The organism is Sphingomonas sp. BK036 (assembly GCF_004216825.1).
Lineage (GTDB): Bacteria > Pseudomonadota > Alphaproteobacteria > Sphingomonadales > Sphingomonadaceae > Sphingomonas.
The window spans coordinates 48,487-66,002 of record NZ_SGXR01000007.1 but is presented as its reverse complement, the minus strand read 5'-3'; the positions used below and the strand labels follow the sequence as shown (position 1 = coordinate 66,002).

The 17,516-nt window shown below is 60.7% G+C and carries 12 protein-coding genes; 9 read left to right on the top strand and 3 right to left on the bottom strand.

Annotated elements, in window-relative coordinates; genetic code table 11:
* The first annotated feature begins 40 nt into the window (after positions 1–40).
* Positions 41–3,526, top strand: a complete 3,486-nt coding sequence (locus EV283_RS16140; protein ID WP_130327366.1) for a LamG-like jellyroll fold domain-containing protein — start codon at positions 41–43, stop codon at positions 3,524–3,526.
* A 78-nt stretch (positions 3,527–3,604) separates the two neighbouring features.
* On the opposite strand, the gene EV283_RS16135 is transcribed toward EV283_RS16140, so the two are convergent.
* On the bottom strand, positions 3,605–4,642 hold the full coding sequence (locus EV283_RS16135; RefSeq protein ID WP_056050027.1) for a cupin-like domain-containing protein: 1,038 nt from the start codon (positions 4,640–4,642) through the stop codon (positions 3,605–3,607).
* A 224-nt stretch (positions 4,643–4,866) separates the two neighbouring features.
* Here EV283_RS16135 and EV283_RS16130 point away from each other — a divergent pair, with 224 nt between their 5' ends.
* Positions 4,867–6,390, top strand: coding sequence for a sialate O-acetylesterase (locus EV283_RS16130; protein ID WP_130327086.1), 1,524 nt, complete (start codon positions 4,867–4,869; stop codon positions 6,388–6,390).
* Between the two features lie 965 nt (positions 6,391–7,355).
* Here EV283_RS16130 and EV283_RS16125 read toward each other — a convergent pair.
* Entirely contained in the window at positions 7,356–7,949 is a 594-nt protein-coding gene (locus tag EV283_RS16125; RefSeq protein ID WP_347400224.1) for a DUF4142 domain-containing protein, read from the bottom strand.
* A 150-nt stretch (positions 7,950–8,099) separates the two neighbouring features.
* Here EV283_RS16125 and EV283_RS16120 point away from each other — a divergent pair, with 150 nt between their 5' ends.
* Positions 8,100–8,507, top strand: coding sequence for a DUF3597 family protein (locus EV283_RS16120; protein ID WP_130327084.1), 408 nt, complete (start codon positions 8,100–8,102; stop codon positions 8,505–8,507).
* Between the two features lie 410 nt (positions 8,508–8,917).
* Here the strand turns inward: EV283_RS16120 and EV283_RS16115 are convergent, their stop codons facing one another.
* Positions 8,918–9,442, bottom strand: coding sequence for a DUF937 domain-containing protein (locus EV283_RS16115; RefSeq protein WP_130327082.1), 525 nt, complete (start codon positions 9,440–9,442; stop codon positions 8,918–8,920).
* A gap of 624 nt (positions 9,443–10,066) precedes the next feature.
* On the opposite strand from EV283_RS16115, the gene EV283_RS16110 reads away from it, so the two are divergent.
* The 6 genes from EV283_RS16110 (at position 10,067) to EV283_RS16085 (ending at position 17,295) form a co-directional block, all read left to right on the top strand.
* Positions 10,067–10,393 (top strand): hypothetical protein, encoded by a 327-nt coding sequence (locus EV283_RS16110; protein ID WP_130327080.1) that lies wholly within the window; start codon positions 10,067–10,069, stop codon positions 10,391–10,393.
* A 515-nt stretch (positions 10,394–10,908) separates the two neighbouring features.
* Positions 10,909–12,081, top strand: coding sequence for a zinc-dependent alcohol dehydrogenase (locus tag EV283_RS16105; protein WP_130327073.1), 1,173 nt, complete (start codon positions 10,909–10,911; stop codon positions 12,079–12,081).
* A gap of 81 nt (positions 12,082–12,162) precedes the next feature.
* Positions 12,163–12,627, top strand: a complete 465-nt coding sequence (locus EV283_RS16100) for a hypothetical protein (RefSeq protein ID WP_130327071.1) — start codon at positions 12,163–12,165, stop codon at positions 12,625–12,627.
* Positions 12,628–12,711: 84 nt separating this feature from the next.
* Positions 12,712–13,215, top strand: a complete 504-nt coding sequence (locus EV283_RS16095) for a ferritin-like domain-containing protein (RefSeq protein WP_130327069.1) — start codon at positions 12,712–12,714, stop codon at positions 13,213–13,215.
* A gap of 830 nt (positions 13,216–14,045) precedes the next feature.
* Positions 14,046–16,319: an EAL domain-containing protein gene (locus tag EV283_RS16090; protein WP_242616015.1), complete on the top strand. Its 2,274-nt coding sequence runs from the start codon at positions 14,046–14,048 to the stop codon at positions 16,317–16,319.
* Positions 16,320–16,890: 571 nt separating this feature from the next.
* The gene (locus EV283_RS16085; RefSeq protein ID WP_130327067.1) at positions 16,891–17,295 is read left to right on the top strand and encodes a BLUF domain-containing protein; all 405 of its coding nucleotides are present in this window, start codon (positions 16,891–16,893) and stop codon (positions 17,293–17,295) included.
* Positions 17,296–17,516: the final 221 nt, after the last annotated feature.

Sequence of the window (17,516 nt, the reverse complement as noted above, 5' to 3'; positions counted from 1 at the left end):
CGGTAGAATATCGAGCCGGGAACTCAGGAGAAATCTATCCATGCGATCGTTGCCACTAACAGCCGCCTTGCTGCTCGGTGCCGCATTTTCCTCCTCGCTGGCTGCACAAACCGTGGTGCCGACCATGCGGCCGGCGATCGCGAATGCCGGCCCCTACAACGTCGCCATCCTAGCAGGCGGGACCGGGGTCGAGCGTGATCTGACAGGCGCCGAGGCAGCGGTCCGTGCAGACGCTCCCTGGACTCTCTCCGCCTGGGTCCGCCCCAGCACTGCCGGCGCGGATGGTTCGCTGCTGGCCGTCGGTAATCCGCTAAAGGCCTGTCGCTGCCTCGACCTTACCAATGGGCGCGCGTCTGCCGTGGACGGAGCGACACGGGTAACCGGCGGACCGGCGTTGGCCGCCGGCAAGTGGACGCATGTCGCCGCTGTGGCGAACGGACGGACACTGACCCTCTATGTCGATGGTCGCGTCGTCGCGGCCGTCGCGAACCGCCCGAGCGAAGTCGTCGCCCGCCTCGCCGTCGCACCGGTGACGAACGGCGCTAAAGCGCCTCGCCATTTTGGCGGATCGCTGGTTGCGGCGCAACTCAACGGCGCGGCGCTGAGCGCCAGCGAGATCACGGCTGCCATCCGAGCGCGGCCGGATTTCGATCTCGTGCAATTCTGGCAGGTCGGCGTCGGCTGGCCGTTCCAGAAGCAGGCCAATATCGGCCTTACCCAGCAGCAGGATGCCTGGACCTTGCCGAAGGCGCGCGTGAGCGCGACCACGGCGCCGATCGCGCACTTGCCCCTGCCCCCGACGGGACTGGCGCGCGAAAGCGACGGTCGCTGGCTGGTCAATGGCTGGCAGCTCGCCGCAGCCCCCGAGGTCCGCGAAAATGCCGCGACCCTGTCGCGTCCGGGCCCTGCCACGGGCACGTGGCGTGCGGCGACCGTGCCGGGCACCGTCTTGACGACGCTGGTCGACCGCGGCGTCTATCCCGATCCCTATTACGGGCTCAACAACCTCAAGATTCCCGAGGGTCTGGCACGTCAGGACTATTGGTACCGCACCAGCTTTACGGTGCCGGCAGCCGCCGCGGGCAAGCGCCTGACGTTGGTCTTCGGCGGCATCAACTACGCCGCTGACGTCTGGGCAAACGGCCGCAAGCTGGGCGACACCCACGGCGCCTTCATCCGCGGCCAGTTCGATCTCGTACCTGTCGCCGGCGAGAATGTGGTCGCGGTCCGCGTTTCGCCGCCTCCCCATCCCGGCATCCCGCACGAGCAGTCGATCAGCGGCGGCGTCGGCGAGAACGGGGGCCAGCTCGCGATCGACGGCCCAACCTTCGTCGCAACCGAAGGCTGGGACTGGATACCGGGTATTCGGGACCGTAACACGGGGCTGTGGCGGCCCGTGGAACTGCTCGCGCATGGGACCGTCCGGCTGCTCGATCCCAAGATCGTCACCGATCTCCCTCTGCCGCGTACTGACAGTGCTGACGTCTATATCACCGTACCGGTCCAGAACGCTGGTGCGACAGCCGCAAGCGTGACCGTGCGTGCAGCGTTTGGCGGCGTCCGAGTGGAGAAGACGGTCATCGCGCCGCCCGGTGAGACGAAGGTCGTCTTCAACCCTAAGGAGTTCGCGCAGCTTCACGTCGCCAATCCAAAACTTTGGTGGCCGAACGGCTATGGCGAGCAGGCTCTCTACCAACTGTCGCTCGAAGCGCTGGCTGACGGCCAGATCTCGGATACGCGCACCGACAAGTTCGGTATTCGCGAAGTCAGCTACGACCTGTCGCTATTCGATGCGGCAGGGGCCCTGCGCCGGGTCAACCTCCAGTTCACGGATGGCAGCCTGCGCGGAGAGCGACTGATCGATGTTCGCCATCAGGCCATCAAGCAGTCGCCCAATGGCTGGGCGGAATCGCTGACACCGCAGGGCGAGCGTTCCCCGGCGGTAACATCGGTCGAAGCGACGATGCCCGAACCGCATATGACGATCCGGGTGAACGGCGTGCAGATCGCCGCGCGCGGGGGCAATTGGGGCATGGACGATGCGATGAAGCGCATCGGACGCGCACGCCTCGCTCCCTATTTCCGTCTCCAGAAGGAGGCGCACATGAACGTCATCCGCAACTGGATGGGCAACAATACCGAAGAGGAGTTTTACGACCTGGCCGATGAGAACGGCATGATGATCCTCAACGACTTCTGGCAATCCACGCAGAATTTCCAGGTCGAGCCGGAAGATCCGGCACTGTTCCTGAAGAACGCCGACGACGTGGTTCGCCGCTACCGCAACCACCCGTCGATCATCCTGTGGTTCGGCCGCAATGAGGGGGTGCCCTACCCGGCCTTGAACGAAGGCCTCGACGACCTGATCGCGCGCGAGGATGGGACGCGTTGGTTCACGGGCAGCTCCAACGTCGTCAACCTGCAAGGATCGGGGCCGTATAACTATCGTCCGCCAGTCGGTTATTTCACTGGCCTCGCCACCGGTTTCTCGGTCGAGACAGGAACGCCCTCACTCTCCACCCCAGAATCCGTCCGGGCGACCATGCCCGATAGCGAAACCTGGCCGCTCAGCGACACGCTGGCCTATCATGACTGGCATTTTGCGGGGAACGGGGACACCAAGACGTTCATGTCCACGCTCGACACCATGTTCGGGGCGGGGACCAGCTTCGCCGATTTCGAGCGGAAGGCGCAGATGATGAACCTTGAGACGCACAAGGCGATGTACGAAGGGTTCCTCGGCCATTTGTGGACAAAGAACTCTGGTAGATTGCTGTGGATGACGCATCCCGCATGGCCGTCGAACACATGGCAGATCTACAGTTGGGACTATGACACCCAAGCCTCCTATTACGGTGCAAAGAAGGCCGCGGAACCGCTGCACGTTCAGCTTAACCTGCCAGGCAATGAGTTGGTCGTTCTCAATACGACCCGCGAGGCGCAACCGGGATTGCGAGTCCGCACGCGTGTCGTCGGGCTCGACAACGCCGAACTCTTCACGCGCGAAGACCGAGTCGATGCGGGTGCGAACATGGCGACGCCGCTCGCAGCGGTCCCGCTCGATCGCCTGTTCGCGTCCAACCCGATGCTCCTGGTCAAGCTCGAATTGATAGATCCGGCGGGCAAGACGGTCGCCGACAACTTCTACTGGCGCGGAAAAGACGAAGCCGCTTACCGGATGCTGAACACGCTGCAGAGCGTTGCCCTGACCGGCTCCGTCGCGGCGCAGGCGGTCGACGGCGAGGACAACGTCGTGACGGTGACGCTGGCCAATCGAACCGCGGTTCCGGCACTGAACGCCAAGCTGACGCTGGTCGATGCACAGGGCAAACGCGTCCTGCCCGCATTCTACAGCGACAATTACGTCGCGCTCCTGCCCGGCGAGGAGAAGCGCATCGACATCCGCTATCCCAAAGCCACCGGCCAGACGGCGGCCGCGCTGACGCTGCGCGGATGGAACGTCGCGCAGGCGAATCGCTTCATCACGCTCTCCCCCCAAAACGGCGGTACCGGGAAGGCGCAATAGCGACCTGTCGGCGCAACCTCGGTTGCGCCGACCTCGCACGCTGGGTCGACCCATCGGCGGCCTGGCTAATAGCGCGCGTTAGCGGGTTTTGCGCGCTGCGGGCGTTGGCGGCGGACTTAGCGCCTCGGCGATCTGCGCCGTAAAGTGGGCATTCCGCATTTCGGATGGCGGCGCGAGTACGCCCCGAGCATGCGGCGGCAGGTGATTGCCGGCATCGGGTGCCGCGTCGTCGAACACATAATGTTCGAACCAGCGCCGCCATGCCATGCGCTGAGCCGGCGCGAGATCGCGGATCGCGAGGACGGCGTGGCTCAGCGCGCCCATCGGCGAAAGCGCATGCGGCTCGGCCCACCAATAATTCACCATCACATTGAACGCGGCGGTCGCCTTGACGCTGTGCCACCAGATCGGCGGAATGAAGAGCGCATCGCCGGGATCGAGGTCGGCCACGAGCCCGTAGCCCATGGCGTCTGCGAATTTGGGATAGCGTTCGAGGTCGGGCTTCTCGAGATCCACCATGCTGACCGGCGGCCCCGCGATCGTGAAGTGGAATGGGCCGACATAGAGGTTGCCGACCTGTTCGGGCGGAAACAGCGTGAAACGCCGCCGCCCCGCCACGACCACCGCGACGTTGCTCGCCTCATCGAAATGCGTCGCGACGTGCGTGCGATTGCCGACCCAGATCCGCGGCTTGGCACCCGGCAACGAGAACGAGAGGGGATTGTCTGCGATCCAGGCGGACAGGTGATCGTCCGCGGCAGCAGCGCCTGCATATAACGCGGCTGGCTCCGCCTCCCCGCGAAGCGACAGCAGCTTGTCGAGCAGTCCGCTGAGCGAGCCGAACCGCTTTTGGAAATTGCAGGCCTGCATCGACGCATCGTAGAAGAATCGACCATCGATCTCCGGGGGACCGATCAGCACTTCGGCCGGACGTCCGCGGTCCATCGCCTTCATGTAATCGACCAGTGCCTCGTTAGAGCGGAGCCCTGCCGCAACGGCAGGCCACCGTCTCGCCTGACCGCGCAACACGATGGGCCGGTCCCGCGTCGCGATTTCTTCTGCGAACTGGGCCGCATCGACGGGGCCGGTTTCATCGACCTGGGCGTGAATCGTCATAACCGGCTCTCCTCGCCGCCTTCTAGCGTCGGTTCCCTCGAAGCTGAAGACCGTTCGCTGCGCCAATGCGCATGTCACGATTGCCGAAGCGCCGCGCCGTTGCCATCGCATCAGGGCAGGTGCGACTGCTAGCTGCATGCCAACTGGTCATGCGCTTCTTTGATGATATTCTGTGGCTAAGACGTCGCGACAGTCAGCGCCGCACGTCAGGGATAATGCCGATCATGAAGCTTTTGCTCTACACCGCCCTCCTCGCTGCCACGGCAACGTCACCTGCGGCCGCACAGCTTAAGCTGCCTCGTCTGTTCAGCGACCACAGCGTGTTGCAGCGTGACAGGCCACTGCACGTCTGGGGCTGGGCGCGTGCGGACGCGAACGTTGCCGTGTCGCTGCATAACCAACGCGTAATGGCAGTCGCCGACCGCCTCGGTCGATGGAATGCGTGGTTGAAGCCCGAAGCTGCTGGCGGACCCTATGTCCTCGTCGTCGATGGAGGCACAGCAGAGGGTAAGGTCCAGGTACAGGATGTGATGCTCGGCGACGTTTGGTTCGCCTCGGGCCAGTCGAATATGGAGTTCCCGCTCAAGGGCTTCGACGGCGCGCCGCTAAAGAATGCCGCTGCGGAGATCGCGGCAGCGACCGACCCGCAAGTTCGGCTTCTCCGGATCGAGCACAAGAGCAGCTCCATCCCGCTACGTGACATCGATGCAAACTGGACGACCACCACGCCCGCGACCGCCATCGACTTCTCGGCGATCGGCTATTTCTTTGCGCGCGAGATCGCGGCGCGCGAGCACGTGACGGTAGGCGTCATCGACTCGACCTGGGGCGGCACACCTGCTGACAGCTGGGTGTCGACCGACGCGCTCGCGTCCGACGCAGCGCTGGCGCCGGCCATCGACGCCCGTGCTCGATTCCAGCAGGACCAGACCGACGCCGACCTCGCCACCATTGCCGAAGCGCGCGAGGATGCTGCCATCGTTGCGTCGGGCGGCAAGCCTCCCCCACACCCTTGGCACCCCCCCGAGGATGCGTACCGGCCGTCATCGCTGTACAACGCAATGGTTGCGCCGTTCACCGGCTACGGCATCAAGGGCGTCATCTGGTACCAGGGCGAGACGAACAGCAATGTCGCGCGGGCGCCATATTATGCCGACCTCTTCCGGGGACTGATCACCGACTGGCGACACAATTTCGCGCAAGGTGCTTTCCCATTCCTCTTTGCACAGATCTCTTCATTTAACTCACCCGAGGAAGAATGGGGTTTGGTACGCGATGCGCAACGTCGTGCGCTTGTGCTGACCGACACCGCCATGGTGGTGACGACCGACGTCGGCGATCCCGGCAACGTCCATCCGGGCGACAAGCAGACAGTCGCCGCCCGACTTGCTCTCGCGGCCCGCAGCGTCGCGTATGGCGAGCGCGTCGCGTATCAAAGCCCGCTGTTCCGCCAAGTGAGTGGCGAACCGGGTGGAAAGCGCATCTGGTTCGATCATGCTGAAGGCCTGACGAGCCGGGGCGCAGCCGTCGTGGGCTTCGAAATCGCCGGGCCCGATCGAAGATTTGTTACGGCTACAGCGCGGATCGATGGCGAGAGCGTGGTCGTAACTGGTGCGGTATCGAAGCCCAGCTACGTTCGCTACAATTGGAGCAACGTTGTACCCGGCAGCCTCTACAATGCCGCAGGCTTGCCTATGTCAACCTTCACCTCTGAAGAGCGCATCCGAGGTCATTTAACTTACCCTTAGAAGAACTCTTCGCCGTCCTGAGCTAACACAACAACGTGAAATTCCCGATGCCGCTTTTTGGCTGAACACCATGCCCCGCCTACCCGTACTTTTAATCCAACAGTTGTATCAAATCACCAGGAGATAAATTACCACATATCATGTTCCTCGTACCAGAAAAGGTATCGATTCCCAAAATTGTCGATCCTGTTCAAGCAGGTCCGAGCTACCAACTAGCGCGTTGGCTCACGCAATCATCAACGCCGTCTTGGCGGTGTTGCGATTGATCACACCGCGCCACGACACGATCGCGAATTTACGCGAACCACAGGACACAGACCCACTTTCAGACGTTCAGACCATCCTCCCCGCTTCCCAACTTTGGCCGTTCGTTCATCATGCGTTTAAGCCGTTTTCGGCGACCAAGATGAGTTGCGGGAATGGCTTGGAATAGAGTGATCTGTTCGCCTTCAGCGGAAGTTACGTGAGAGCCGACAAGGCCGGACGCGATAACGGAGATAGCGAACGGCTGCGCCCCAAAGCTGCGCCGTGCGTTTGGCATGCGATGAGAAGATCATGATTCACAATTCGAAAACCGACTACGCAACCTAAGTCGACGAGGCGGAGGAAATGAAAAAGCTGCAGGACGAACGGTCAAATAGCGCGAAGAGGATGGTGGGTCTCAGTAGGCTATGTAAGCCGCGGCGGTCGCGATTTTTGGACACGTGACTGCTGTTCTAGCGGATCTATCTCGCTTAAAGTGCACATTCGGTTTTGGTTACTGAGGGACGGTTCCGGATGACTACAGATGTAAGTGCCCCGTGGCTCCTCAACTCAGGACAAATGGTCGTTCGACGGAACTACTGCCGAAAGGACGTACGGACCACAAGTTAGCAATGCCGGTAAGCCGGCGTCACTGTCAAAGAATCTGAGAGGTACACTTCGGCATATACCTCTCAGTCTAGAAAAATCTGAGGATTGGGGCGTCAGGATTTCAATGATTTTGCCATGTTAAGATGCGCGGCAACCGTTGGTGCCAACCCCGACGCGAACGTCTTCAATTCCGGAACGTCGCCGGTTGCAGCATAACCCCTGAGCGTATCAAGCGTCTGCTGATGCCCCGCGACCTGAACAGCGGCGTACGCGGTGTCGAATTCGGCGCCCTGCTTGGTTTTCAGATCGGCAAGCTTCTGCTGCTGCTCAGCATTCAGCGCCGGGTTGGGCGTCAGAGCTGGCGACAGCGTTGCCGTCAGCGCCTTTAGCTTCGCGGTCGACCCCTCATGTGCAGTGATCATCTGGCCAGCGAACTTCTTTACCGCAGCAGATGCGCCGTTGGTTACGGCCAGCTTCGAGGTCTCGATCTCGAACGCATCGCTCGCAGCTGCCATGTTGACGAAAGCATGCCCACCTGAGGCCGGTGCTGCCATGGCATCATTGGAACCGGCTGCATTCACGTCCGTGGCGGTGGCGTTGGCGTAGGTGCTGTTATCGACGGCGGTCGTATCGTCGGCCTTCTTGCCGCATGCGGCCAATGACAGGGCCGCTGCCGACACCAGTGCCAGGGTCTTGAACTTCATCATATTCTCCATCTGCTCACATATTACCGCTGCCTGCTCAACGCGTGCCTCCTGAGGACCGTTCCGCACGAGCAACGAACTCCGGACCGATCATGAAGCGAGTTCGTTCTAGCCGTCTGCCGGCACAGCTGCCGGCCTTATCGGGACACGGCTATGAGCATCTTCAGCACGATCATGAACAAAGTTTTCCACCACAAAGCCGCACCAGCCACGGCACCGACTCAAGCCCCAGCCGCAGCGCCGCAGGCTGCGTCACCAGCCGCGCCCACCGCTACCGCCCAGCCCGCCCCCGCAGCTCCGCAGTCCGTCGATGTCGGTGCGGTCCTCAGCGAGATGGCATCGATGAAAGATGGCGGGGGCAACTACCAGAGCTCGATCGTCGATCTTCTGAAGCTGCTAGACCTGGATTCCAGTCTGACCGCCCGCAAGGAGCTCGCCGGCGAGCTGAATGTCCATGCAGCAGCCGACGGCTCGGCCGAGCAGAACATCGCTCTTCATAAGGCAGTGATGCAGAAGCTTGCTGATAACGGCGGTATCGTTCCAGATAGCTTGCGCAACTAACGCGGCTAATTCGGAGGGGACCGCACCTTACGCGGCCCCCTCCGGCCTTAGACCGCGGGCTTACCCGTCTTACAATTTAGCGAGCTGGACTAGTGTTCGGAGGCGCTGCAGCTATGGTTCCCCGTGCTGCCTGAGCCGGCAGCGTCTGACTACTACGCGGTGGTCCATTCGGCTCTTTCTGAAAGCCACGCGCGGCGAGCCAGCAGATCATGACGAAGAGTGCCGCGATCATCACGAAGATGACAATTGCCATTGGACCGGCTCGCTTGTTTCCTCGTCTCCGCATCACATGCGCTCCCCAATCATGTCGTCGATGTTATCGCCGTGCTGTAGCCACGTGGCCACAAGATGTTCGTGGACCTCAAGTCGACCGGTTTGATCAAGCAGGACGCTCTTATGTCCGGACGGCTCTATCGCCGGTCGCCGAAGACCGAACCAAGAATACCCCCGAGTCCGCCGCCAAGACCGCCCCCGGGCGCAGCGCCTGCAACTCCAGCGCCACCCAGGCTGCCGAGTACAGATCCAAGGATCCCGCCAAGGCCACCTTGCTGCCCGCCGGAACGCCCTGTCAGATGGCCCGCCACCAGCATAACCAGGATCGGCAGCATCTGCTTCAGGAGCTCAGGCGTTAGGCCGCTGCTTTGCGCCGCGTTGTCGGCGACCTTACGACTGCCGTCCTTCGACCCGAAGATACCGCCAAGGATCTGATTACCGCGATCGATTTGCGTCGGCTCGTTGCCCAACACGTTTGAAGCAAGCTCTGGGCCGCCAAGTGTGTTCACATGGGCGTCTAACTGCGTCGTGTTATTTCCCATGCCGCCCAGAACCGACGGCAGTAGCGCCTCTGCACCGCGCTGGGCTTGCTCACGTGGTATGCCTAATTGGGCGGCGAGTGCATCGATGCCACCATCTGGGAGGAGGTCATTGAGATTCATGTTAGCTTCCTTGTTGCCACGGTACCAACAGACGCTGGGACCTATAGGTCCGGTCACCTTTGATCGGGCTAGGCCCCTGGATCGGTAGGCATGCGCTGTCTGCGTAATGTGAGTCAGGGAGTTTGGGTATACGAGAGCCACTGGGTCGGCCGGAAAGCCAACTAAGCCCCCCCCCCCCCCGATAGCAAACAGCCCTGCCCCCATAAGCGCGTTGTCACGGCGTCGGAGGAGGAATAGCCCGCCGGTGACGATGATGGAAGGTACCATGCCGGCTTTACCCAGGCCGGTTATACGTTCGGCGAAAGCGATGCAGTCGATCGGGTTGCCGTCCTCGCCAATCACTCGAACATCGTAACCGCGAAACCGGCCACGCCGGCGTATCTCATCCTCGCCGTCGTTCCAAAGCTGCAGATCGTCTGCCACCCGGCGCGGCTACCACTCCTACCACCTGCTGCGCGCCGAGCCGGCGGTGATCGTCGGTCAGCACCCCGGCGCCATCCTCGCCACCAAGGGAGGTCGCCCGCGCCACCGCGGTAAGGCGATCGGCATGCGCGCGGGTGAACCCGCCTTGACCGTCCGGCTCAACGGGCGGGTAGCGCCACCCGCTGACACGGCGATGGATCATTGCAAACCCTCGTAGGCGTCCGTGTCGAACTCTCCGCGGACATGCCAGCGGTGCCGCTCGCCGCTATACTCGCTCTTAAGGCCGGGAGCCGCCGACAGCGCCTCCCGGCTCAGGAACAGGTCGTCCCCGGCATCGCCCGGGCGGGGCCGGCTTATCCGGCGCCGTACCCGTCGAACGGCCTGTATGACGCCTATGGCAATTTGGAGGAAAACCAGCAATTTGCTGACTTGGCGGGCAAGCGCGGCGTCGAGACGGAGTGGCATCCGCTCTATAGCGGGCACCGCTCTACGGATGCAGCATCACTGGCAGCACTCCTCTCACCCTGACGACTTTCCCGATAGTGAGCACTTAGTGGGAAGGCGCCCCCCCCCGATGGCGCTGACAGCAGTCAGGTTTATCCGCTTTCCCCAGGTATTTTCTCGATTGCTCGTTTCCGCAATCGCTGCCCGGCAGTGGAAAATAGGAAGTCAACGCGCTGAACGGACGTCCGATTTCGGAGCCCCATCCACCTAGATGTCGCCCTAGCAAATCTGTATAATATAAAACGTTATTAGTAAAGTTTTGTCCGATCTAACCACACAGTATACTGATAACGATCAGTAAAAAATATAAATTAGCGATAATAAAACGGCTCGGGAACGATGACCCGCGTTAATCGCTATAATACCAGTTACATGTTAGCACCAAAAGGTTGTTACCCAAAAGTTCGGTATTTCAAACATCAAATCGATAGTAAATAGAGCGGCTTGTGGTTAAATAGATATTTTAAGACCACAAATTGTACCAAAATGCACACTACGCTCGCGTGAGATTTGCAGTATTTTTACGACGGAGACTTCTGATGCGCGCACTGGTTTGGCATGGAAAAGGCGATGTTCGGGTCGACACTGTCGCGGATCCCGAGATTCAGCATCCGCGCGACGCGATCATCAAGGTCTCGGCCTGCGCGATCTGCGGGTCCGACCTGCATTTGCTTGACGGCTACCAGCCCACGATGAAGCCTGGCGATATCCTCGGGCACGAGAATATGGGCGTCGTCGTCGCGCTTGGCAGCGAAGTCACCAATCTGAAGATCGGCGACCGAGTCGTCGTGCCGTTCACGATCAGTTGCGGCGATTGCTTCTTCTGCCGCAAGGGCCTGTTCTCGGCATGCGAGCGGACCAATCCGAACGCCGAACTTGCGATCAAGGCGATGGGCCATTCGCCCGCCGGGCTGTTCGGGTTCAGCCACATGCTGGGCGGCTATTGCGGTGGCCAGGCCGAGTATCTGCGCGTGCCGATGGCCGATATTGGCCCGATCAAGGTGCCCGACAACGTCACCGATGATCAAGCGCTGTTCCTGTCCGACATCTTCCCGACCGGCTATATGGCCGCGGAGAATGCGAACATCGAGGAGGGCGACACCGTGGCGATCTGGGGCTGCGGCCCGGTCGGCCAGTTCGCGATCCGCTCGGCGCTGATGCTCGGCGCGGGCCGCGTGATTGCAATCGACGAAGTGCCCGAGCGTCTGGCGATGGCCGAGGCGGGCGGTGCGGAGACGATCAACTTCGCCGAAGTCGACAGCGTCTATGACGAGCTCCAGTTCCGCACCAAGGGCCGTGGCCCCGACAGCTGCATCGACGCGGTGGGTGCCGAGGCGTCCGGGCATGGCGCGGTGGATGCGGTGATCGACAAGGTGAAGGCGGCGACCTTCCTTGCGACCGACCGCGTGCACGTGCTGCGCGAGGCGATCATGAGCTGCCGGATGGGCGGCACGGTGTCGATCCCCGGCGTTTATGTCGGGATGGGCGACAAGATCCCGATCGGCGCGATGATGAACAAGGGTCTGACGATCAAGACCGGCCAGACGCACGTCCAGGCCTATACCAAGCCGCTGCTCGCGCGGATCGAGGCGGGCGATATCGATCCGAGCTTCGTTGTGACGCACCCCGCAAACCTCGAGGATGCGCCCGAGATGTACCAGAAGTTCCGCGACAAGCAGGACGGGGTCATCAAGGTCGTGCTGCGGCCGTAATCCCCTGCCCGCCCCGGTCTGCGCAGGTCGAGCAGACCGGAGTGGCGGCATCTAGTCCGATACATTCAAAAGGACCTACCGATGAGTGACAAGGTTCATACCCCCGTGTCCGGCAACCCGGCGAGCAAGGGTGCACCCGATGGTGCCTCTGGCGCTCCCCGCGGCAACGACAATGCCGATGTTCACGGCCGCAGCGAAGACGGCGAAAGCGGTGGCGGCGCCTATCCGAACCCACATACCGGTAAGACCGAGACGAACACCGGGTTCATGGCGCATGGCGGACAGACCGACATCGCTTACCACGGTGGCGGCCAGGCAGGCGAAGATGGCGGCAGCGCTGGCAACGGTGTAGCGGGTTCGGGCGGCGGTGACCGCACGACGATCGCCGATGATCCGGATGCCGACCGCGAACCCCATGCGATCGCTGCCAAAGGTCAGGCGATCACGGTGGTCGAAACGTCGGGCATCGCCGAAGCCGAGGCCAATGGGAAGATCGGTACCGACGCCCGATACGAGGACGAGCAGAAGCAGCCCGGCGCCGGTTGACGGCGGCATATCGCGCCACTGCAATCCCACACCTGTAATCCACCCACCACGCATGCTGCCCGGTGGCCGCATAAGGACGATCCCATGTCTGCACCCGAAGATCTCCAGGAAATCTATACCGATGAGTTGAAGGACCTGTGGTCTGCCAACGACCAGATGAAGAAGGTCCTCAAGAAGATCACGTCAAAGGCGAGCGATGCGTCGTTGAAGGACATGCTGACCAAGTCGCAAACGGATATCGACAAGCACATCGACCTGCTGAAGGACCTGATCGCATCGAACGATGAGAAGGTCTCGAAGGAGCATTGCAAAGGTATGGAAGGCCTTGTCGCGGAAGCGACCAAGCATGTGCTCGAGGAAGGTCCGGATAAGGGGCCGCTTCTCGATGTCATGATCATCGCGCAGTATCAGCGAATGACGCACTACGGCATCGCCGGGTTCGGCACGGCCGCGGCTTACGCGAAGGCGCTCGGCTTCAAAGACGACCACAAAGTTCTCAGCGCTGCGACCAAAGACATCTATGGCGGAGACGAATACATGACGAAACTTGCGGAGACGAGTGTCAACGTCGAGGCCGAAGAGGAGTAAGTTGATTGCCCGCCGGCATTCCGGCGGGCGATACCTTGGTCCACCTAGACCGTACAAACGACGACATGACGACTAAGTCATTGAGTAACGGACTAGGATCTATGACCAGCACATATCCGGTGGCACGACCTGAGAGACGGTCGAACGCCGGTGATAATAAAGTGCGTTAAAAAATCTCCGTCCTGTTACCTTTCAATCCTCAAATGTCGTGCGCTGCACGAAGGCGATGCCCACCCAGCATCGCTGCTCGTCCATGTGCTAACGCAAGCTCAATATGAGCAGACTTGCTGCGGCCATCGATTGCCTGATTTGCTCGCCTCCGCTCTTGCTCAGCCCGTTCGCGGTGATAGGCAACCGTTGCTGCCTCAGCCATCGACCCTTCATCCCCTTCTACGACGTTGCTTCATCAAAATACGTGAGAATCTATGCGAGGTTCCCGATAAAAGTATCGTTCGACGATCGCAGCGTCGCCATCCGTGATCTTGGCCGGTCGCTTGCCCCTCGGTGTCGAATCTCTTGTTAGGACTTTGAGGATACAGCCAAAACGGGTGGAATAGGTCTTCGCGGGGTTAGGGTTGCGACATAAGACGGAGTGGCTGGGGGCGTTATTGCTTCTGTGCCTGTACACATGGCCGCAGACGGTGTTGGCGGCTGGCGTCGATCTACATGCCGGTATGTGCGCAGCGACAACAAGCGATCATAGGTCGGATGCTGCCATTAGCCATGCAATCTACCGCTGCGGCCCCGATCTGCCGACCCAATCAGCTGGTTGGCTGTGGCTAAAGCTCGATGCGAGCCGCTTACGTAGCCTACCTCCCCGGTGGAACCTGTTGGTCGATCAGACCCGATTTCGCGAAATGGCGGTACTGGTTGAGGACGCCAGCGGGCTTCACCGTCTGACGTTCGACCATTCTGATTTACGCCGCCATTGGGCGCCGGGTGGCTTGCTCCGTTTTCCGATCATGACGGGCGGCGGGGCCATTCGGAGCCTGTACCTCGGTTTCAACCGCATCGACGACCTCTCACTTATGCGGAAAATCGTTGCGGTTCCCGAGCCTGAGCAAGCAGGTGTCGATGCGCGCTGGCTTCTGCTCATGGGGCTGTTTGCCGGCACCTTAAGCTCGGCGCTGCTTTACAACTTGGTGATCCATACCGGGCGTCGTCCAGCTTTCCAGCGCTGGTATCTGGCGTGGGTCGCCGCTGCCTTCGCCTACGGGATGGTCTGGACCAACGTAGCCGCCTATCTTGTTCCAACGCTTGTCGGCCCAATTGCCGTTCGCCTCGATTTCATTCTGGTTGGTCTAATGGTGGCCACCGGCAATATGTTCTTCTTCGCCGTGATCGAAGACGGGATCTTGCCGCGTGCTCTGCTTCGGTGCGGTCGTCTGCTGGCGATATCCGGCGTCGCACTCGGCTTTGTGGCGGCTGCCGACACGGTGTTTCCGCCTGTATTGACCGATCGACTGCTCAACTATGCCATAGCCCTTACCGCCATTGCAGTGGGGCTGTCATGCTGGATAGCAGTCCAACGGCGCAGTCGTGTCGTCTGGTTCTATCTGATCGGTTGGTCCCCCGTCATTATCATCTTCTTGGCTCGGTTGGCCAGGAACCTTCGACTGATGCCGCAGATCGATGGCGTCGACATGGCCACATTTGCGACCCTGGCGTTTGAGGCGCTGGTGTTATCGCTTGCCATCGCCGATCGCTTTAGACTGGTTCGCCGGGAGCTTGACGCCGCACGCCAGCGTCAGGAAATCGATCGTGCCGAAGCAAAGGCGCTCCAGGCGGCCGCCCGAACCGATCATTTGACCGGGATCGGCAACCGCTCGGCGTTCGAGGCCGACGCCGATGGCATGATCGCGCATGGCGAACTCTTCAGTCTGTTCCTGATCGATGTCGACTATCTCAAGGATACCAACGATCGGCTTGGCCACCGCGGGGGCGACGCGCTTCTTAAACGCGTTGCTCTATCTCTTAAGGAGATCACGTCGAACACTCCCGGGATCATGATCGCACGGATTGGCGGCGACGAATTTGCCCTGCTTTGCCCTGGCGGTCGGAGTGAGGAGGCACGCCTCATCGATCTGCTCGCGAAGATGCAGGGCCAGCCATGGCGTTTTATGGAGCACGACCGTACAATCTCGTTGAGCATCGGATCTGCGCGCTTCCCCGAGGATGCCGAGGAACTCGACGCGCTCTACCACAACGCCGATCTCGCCCTGTACAATGCGAAGCGGCAGGGACGTGCTTGTCACTATCATTACGATGCGTTGCAGCGTCTGCTCCGTGACCTTCAGGTAGAGCTCAGCCGGGATGCAGAGGCTGGGCTCGGGCGCTGCGAGTTTCTCTTGCAGTTCCAACCAATCGTTGCGCTGCAGTCGGGTAAGGTATGGGGCTACGAGGCCCTGCTGCGCTGGGATCACCCGCATTATGGCTTCATCCGGCCGGACCGGTTCGCTGATGTGCTTGTAGCGGAACGGATCGGCTTACGGATTCAGGAGCACGTCCTGGAGCTGGCGCTGACCGCGTTGCGCGATCAACCTGATCAAATTCCTCTCCTCAGTGTCAATTTCACTGCGGCGCAATTGTCAGGTCCGGGGTCAGCGCGCCGCGTTCTCAGTCGCCTTGCCGCCTATGGTCTATCACCATCCAGCTTATGCATTGAAGTGACGGAACGCGTCATACTCGACCGAGCGGGTGCTACAATTCTCACGGCGTTGAACACGTTACGAGAGGCTGGAGTGCACGTAGCACTCGACGACTTCGGTACCGGATCTGCGTCCCTGGCCGACCTGAGTACCATGCCGGTGGATATGATAAAAATCGACCGTTCTTTCGTCTCCGGCATGCAGGAGGACGGCGGAGACACGTTGGCGATCGTCCGCGCTATCATCGGTCTGGGACAGGGCTTGGGCAAAAGGGTCGTCGCGGAAGGCATTGAAACCGAAGCGCAATCAAACCGGCTCGCCGCGTTGGGCTGCCACTCGGGGCAGGGATATTTGTTCGGGCGCCCTACAGGCAAACCACTGCCAACTGGTATGGCCTGGCCCAACGGGGCGGCTGACAATGTCATACCGATAGCCTCGTTCAATCAATCACGTTAACCTTCCAACACTTCTCAACGGGTGTAGCCGATAGGGCCCGCCCGATGTTGGGGATTTGGGCAAACCTACCCGGCAGCGCGGGTCTACGAAGACTCATGTTCAGACGGTCGGAAGCCGCCAGCTGGTTCCCAGCTTCGGCCATCTGTTCATGCTCACCGTTGGCCGATTAGGGCTGCCCGGTTAGCCTGTGATAGGTCGCAATGGGCAGGTGACGCAGCGCTGCGATCGAAGCCTTCCGCCAATGCCTTCCCCGTCATGAGCTAGAAGACTATAGTTTGTCATTTTGCCCCCCGCCCTCTCCTAGAAAATTCAGATACTTATAATCTCCGTACTCACGCCGAACATCGGATTTTCTGTTATGAACTTCGCAGATCAGAAAGGAGGGTAGGCCGACCGCTTTAGGAAGGCGGGTAGCGACGATCGATGTAGCGCGGTACTGCCGCCTTCCGGAAAACGATCGTTAATCGGGACGGTAAGAGGCCTTGGCTCGCAGATCACAAGTAAGATTACGCCTAAATTGAAAAGGCGTTCATTATTTAGAACGTATGATAGCGCGTTACGGAGGCGACCTTTGATAAGATTAATTTATATCAGCACGGCGCGCGCCACGCTGTCTAAGCATGAACTGGAGGAAATTCTGCGAGTTTCGCGCCGGAACAACCAGGCTATCGGCATCACAGGCCTTTTGATCGTTGGGGGCCGGCGGTTCCTGCAGGCTCTGGAAGGCCCCTCGGAGTCTGTCATGAAGACCTACGGCCGTATCAAAGCCGATGATCGGCACTTTGCCGCGGTGATACTGAGCGATCGGGAGATTGCCGAGCGCAGCTTTTCCGAATGGTCGATGGGCTATCAACCGGCCGGCATCCCTCGCGCTGAAGGCACAGTCGCGAGTGACGTAGCTGCACTCATCGCCCCGATTACAGATCCGATTGTCCATGCATACTTTGCAGAATTCGCGAAGAAACATGCCGCCTGAATGAATAAAATTCTCAGGTCGGGGGCCTGAGCCTTGGGGTGCCGGCGTTGTCGAGGTATTGTTCGGGTACGATGCGACTGCCCGAATGAAGCGGTGGGTATTTGTGCGGGCAGCGGACGGTCTCAGCGACAAGGCTTCTACGCGGCATGCAGGGCAGTCCAGTACGGACTGGCGCTTGTCCTTTACAGGTATTCAAGCAGACTATTTGTGCTAAACCCCGC

Bases quoted from the DNA above. Each gene is read 5' to 3' on its own strand.
- EV283_RS16140 (WP_130327366.1), top strand. From the start codon at position 41: ATGCGATCGTTGCCACTAACAGCCGCCTTGCTGCTCGGTGCCGCATTT.
- EV283_RS16135 (WP_056050027.1), bottom strand. From the start codon at position 4,642: ATGACGATTCACGCCCAGGTCGATGAAACCGGCCCCGTCGATGCGGCC.
- EV283_RS16130 (WP_130327086.1), top strand. From the start codon at position 4,867: ATGAAGCTTTTGCTCTACACCGCCCTCCTCGCTGCCACGGCAACGTCA.
- EV283_RS16125 (WP_347400224.1), bottom strand. From the start codon at position 7,949: ATGATGAAGTTCAAGACCCTGGCACTGGTGTCGGCAGCGGCCCTGTCA.
- EV283_RS16120 (WP_130327084.1), top strand. From the start codon at position 8,100: ATGAGCATCTTCAGCACGATCATGAACAAAGTTTTCCACCACAAAGCC.
- EV283_RS16115 (WP_130327082.1), bottom strand. From the start codon at position 9,442: ATGAATCTCAATGACCTCCTCCCAGATGGTGGCATCGATGCACTCGCC.
- EV283_RS16105 (WP_130327073.1), top strand. From the start codon at position 10,909: ATGCGCGCACTGGTTTGGCATGGAAAAGGCGATGTTCGGGTCGACACT.
- EV283_RS16100 (WP_130327071.1), top strand. From the start codon at position 12,163: ATGAGTGACAAGGTTCATACCCCCGTGTCCGGCAACCCGGCGAGCAAG.
- EV283_RS16095 (WP_130327069.1), top strand. From the start codon at position 12,712: ATGTCTGCACCCGAAGATCTCCAGGAAATCTATACCGATGAGTTGAAG.